Consider the following 4,095-nt stretch of genomic DNA (forward strand, 5'->3'; position numbering starts at 1 on the left):
TCAGTTCGGCCTCTACGAAGCGTTCGAACAGCGCCGGCATCTCGGTGACGAACGCCGCCGACGCCGCGTGGCCGTCCTCCACCTCCACCGAGATGCGGCGCACGATCCGGTCGGCCAGGGCGAGCGCGTTCTGGAACCGGGCGTTGAGCCGGGTCCGCGTCCAGGCGGGGACCGGGGCGCCCTGGCCGATGAGCGTGGCGTCCGCCAGCCGGGCGTCCACCATCGCCAGCCGCCGCCGGGTGGCGTCCGGCAGGTCGGGCAGGAACTGCAGGCGGTGCGCGGCGGTGCGCAGGATGCGGTTCTCCGCGATGTCGGGGGTGAACTCCGAGTAGGTGACCTCCAGGGGGATGGTCATTCCCGGGTGGCGGCGGATCTGGTCGCCCAGGCGGATCCGCCCGCGCACGGTGGTCAGCGCCTCATCGACCCTGCGGTACCCGCGCAGCAACCCGGACGACAGGGCCTGGTGCGCCAACGCGGCCATGGACTCGGCCACGGAGACCCACAGCTCGTCGTCGTCCCTCGCCTGTACTGCCGACGGGAGGAACGCGGTGTCGGCCGCGTGGTCGAGCAGGAAGAACAACTGCGTCAGGCCCAGGTTGGCCGCGGGCAGGACCCGCACCGACAGACCCTCGACGCGGACCGAGCCGACGCTGCCGCACGGGATCAGTCGCCAGGTGTCACGGCCGGCGGGCAGCACCTCGACCAGGCCGGTCTGGGACAGGTGCTGCGCGCCCTCCCAGCTCAGGGTGACGAGCCGGCCCCGGCGATCGAACTCGTCGAACTCGATGGTCTCCGACGCCGCGGAGCCCGCCGAGGCGGGGATCACGCCCGGCCGATCTTCCGACGCAGTGTCGCGAGCCCGAAGCGTTCGTGGACCTCGGCGCGGGACAGGCGTCCGTAGTAGTGCTCCTCGAGCAGCGGGAGGAGGTCGTACCGCCAGATCGCCTCGAGCCCGCCGGGTTCGGTGGCCCGGTCCTTCATGAAGTACGACGGCCCGATCCGCAGGTCGCGGTCAGAGTCGTCGATCTCGGAGTTGAGCGCCTCCAGCAGGTCGGCGGGCTCGGTGGTCACGCCGCGGGCCTCGAGGTGACGTCGCAGCACGCCCGCCACCGGCGGGGTGTCCGGGTGGAGTTCCATGAACGCGAACCGGCGCCGGATGGCCGCGTCGACCATGGCGATCGACCGGTCGGCGGTGTTCATGGTGCCGATGATGAACAGGTTGCGCGGCAACCGGAACGAGGTGTCGGGGCTGTACTGGGGCAGGACCGTGCGGTCGCGGTACTCGAGCAGGAAGTACATCTCGCCGAAGACGCGGGCCAGGTCGGCGCGGTTCATCTCGTCGATGATGAGGAAGCTCGGGTGCTCGCGCCCGGAGTCCGACGTGGCGCGAGCGGCCTGGCGGCGCAGCGGCCCGGCCTGCAGGGCGAAGCCGGGCTGACCGGACTCGGTGAGCGTGGGCCGGTAACCCTCGAAGAAGTCCTCGTAGGCGTAGCTGGGGTGGAACTGCACCAGCTGGACCCGGCTCGGGTCGTCGGCGCCGGCGAGGAAACGCGCGAGCTCCTGCGCGAGGTAGGTCTTGCCGGTGCCGGGCGGACCGTAGAACACGATCTGCTGCCGCTCCTGCAGGGTGTCCACGATCTCCTGCAGCTCCTTGCGGGGCATGTGCAGGCCGTCGGCGAGCTCGTCGGTGATGTCGGGGAGGGTGGGCACGGTCCCGGCGCCCGGCGCCTCGGCCACCTGGGACTCGGCGGAGTGCCGGCCGGGGTGCATGGTGGCGAGCAGCGCGTCGAGGCCGTCGGTGAGGTCCACGACGGTGCCGGGCTCCCCGATCAGCTCCGAGAGCGGGCTGGGGAGGGTGTCCAGGTCGAGCGTGACCGAGTGCCACCGCACCGAGCGCTCGAGCTGTTGGCCGCCGTCCTCCACGTAGCCCAGGTCGTCGGTGAGGGTGCCCAGGTGCAGTTTGGCGTCGGCGACCGTGGCCACCACGTCCTGCGGGCTCATCCGGGACAGGAAGGTGTGCAGCTCCGCGGTGAGCTGGAACCGTGCCTGGTAGTCCAGGTGCGGGTACCCCTGCTCGACGGCCTGGGACACCTCGAGGCGGCTGGCGTGTGCGGGGATGCGCGGCAGGTGCGAGGCGGGCAGCGCGATGCGGTTCTGCGCGACCCACTGACCGGCCTGACCGACGCCGCCGCGTCCGGGTCGGACCAGCCACGCACGGCGGGAGTGGTCGTCGCGGTGGCGCTGCCACTGGTTGGCGATCGCACCCCGGTACCAGTCGACGGGCTGGCCGAGCTGGGCGGAGAGCGTCTCGGCGATCCGGTGGAGGTCCTGGTCGATGTCCAGCTCGTCGATCCCGGACGGCCCGCCGATGAGGTCGGCGAAGGCGTCGCGGATCCGGGTCTTGTGCTCGTGCTTGACGATCGGCTGGAAGTACCCGGGCCAGGCCAGGTACTGCAGGCTGTAGCGGATGGCCCGCCAGTCGCCGGGGGTCGAGCGGGCGGCCCGCTGGAACTCCCACGGGTCGGTCAGCGCCGCGTCGCGTTCGGCGGACTCCAGCTCGGCCCAGTGGATGACGAACGTGCACAGCCACCGCAGGTGCTCGCGCATCTGGACGTTGAACCCGAGCCCGCCGGTGAGCGGGCCCTTCTCTCCGAGCGCGTCGTCGAGGACCTCGGGGATCTCCGGGGCGTCGTCGATCCAGGACAGGACGTCCCTGATCCGTCCCCGCTTGAGGCGGGCGGTCACCGTGGACAGGGGCAGCTGCTGGATGTAGAGCAACTCGGCGGCCAGGAGCACCACCGGCCGCGGGGCGCCCTCCAGCTGGTCGTGGAGCGCCTGCATCACGGGGGAGCGGGTGGAGTCCGCGGAGTGCTCGCCCGTGTGCTCCTCGGCGTCCCCGTCCAGGCGGCGGATGAGCTCCTCCGCGACCTCGGGGGTCCAGGTGTAGAGCTCGTCGTCGAACGGTGACTGCCCTGTACGCAGCGCCGGTCCCAGGACCTGCTCGGCCGCCGATTCGATCTTCGGTGCCGGGCCGAATGGCCTGTCGTGGGAACCGTCTGTCACGTGGGACTCCTGGAAACGCCGGCGCGGGATCGGGCTGGTCGAACCGGGCCCGATAGTCGTGAAGAACCTACCACCGGGCCCGTCGTGGCCGGTCAGCTCTGGTACGGCTCCGCGGTCACGATCGTCACCGAGACGGACTTGCCGTTCGGGGTGGTGTACTCGCGGCTCTCGCCGACCTTGGCGCCCAGGATCGCGCGGCCCAGGGGGGAGTCGGGGGAGTAGATCTCGAGGTCGTCCTTGCCGGAGCCCTCACCGCGGGTGCCCACCAGGAAGGTCTCCTTGGTGTCCTCGTCGCCGTTGTAGTAGGCGCGGACCACGGAGCCCACCAGGGCGACGCCGGTCTCGGTGGGCGTCTCGCCGACCTGGGCGGTGGCCAGCAGGTCGTCGAGCTGACGGATGCGCGCCTCCTCCTGGCCCTGCTGCTCACGCGCGGCGTGGTACCCGGCGTTCTCCTTGAGGTCGCCCTCCTCGCGCCGCTCGTTGATCTCGGCGGCGATGACCGGACGGTTGGCGATCAGCGCCTCCTTCTCGGCCATGAGGCGGTCGTACGAATCCTGGGTCAACCAGTAGCCCTGGGTGTCGTTCGCCATGAGAGCGCACTCCAATCTGTTCGTGTGTGTGCTGCTGTACGAAAAACACGGCCCCGCGAAAGGAGCCGTGCTGATGGGACGATGCTAACACAGCGGTGACCTGGTTCGGGGCCCGAGAACCCCTACCTGCGCAGGTAATCGGGGACGTCGTCGCCGCAGCCGTAGACGTCGGCCACGAACGCGCGGGCCGAGGTGGCGATGGACATGTCGACCTGGATCGCGGTGTTCTCGGACGGCGGCACGTACACCTCCCGGCGGCCGACCTCGCCCTTGGTCTGGTCCTGCGCGCGAACGATGCAGTAGGCGGCGGTCCCGGGATCGTCCCGGGTGACGGTCATCACCACGTCGGTCCGTTCGTCGTCGACGACGGTCACGCCGATCACCTCGCCGGAGATGGTGGGGGTGGCGCTGAGCCGGTAACCGGCGACGGCGCCCGCCACCA

At 71.0% G+C, this 4,095-nt stretch carries 3 protein-coding genes and 1 pseudogene; all 4 read right to left on the reverse strand.

Annotated elements, in window-relative coordinates:
• A pseudogene (locus G6018_RS15085) lies at nt 1–826 on the reverse strand (hypothetical protein); the annotation flags it as partial.
• Nucleotides 823–3,063, reverse strand: coding sequence for an AAA family ATPase (locus tag G6018_RS15090; RefSeq protein WP_179525716.1), 2,241 nt, complete (start codon nt 3,061–3,063; stop codon nt 823–825). The pseudogene G6018_RS15085 and the gene G6018_RS15090, both read right to left, overlap by 4 nt.
• Nucleotides 3,064–3,155: 92 nt before the next feature.
• A complete protein-coding gene (greA, locus tag G6018_RS15095; RefSeq protein WP_017835774.1) occupies nt 3,156–3,653 on the reverse strand; it encodes a transcription elongation factor GreA in 498 nt (165 codons plus the stop codon).
• Between the two features lie 122 nt (nt 3,654–3,775).
• Nucleotides 3,776–4,095, reverse strand: a 320-nt coding sequence (locus tag G6018_RS15100) for a DUF4307 domain-containing protein (RefSeq protein WP_182640059.1), incomplete at its 5' end; no start/stop codon positions are given.

The organism is Dietzia sp. DQ11-44 (genome assembly GCF_014145205.1).
GTDB lineage: Bacteria > Actinomycetota > Actinomycetes > Mycobacteriales > Mycobacteriaceae > Dietzia > Dietzia natronolimnaea.

Bases quoted from the DNA above. Each gene is read 5' to 3' on its own strand.
- greA (WP_017835774.1), bottom strand. From the start codon at position 3,653: ATGGCGAACGACACCCAGGGCTACTGGTTGACCCAGGATTCGTACGAC.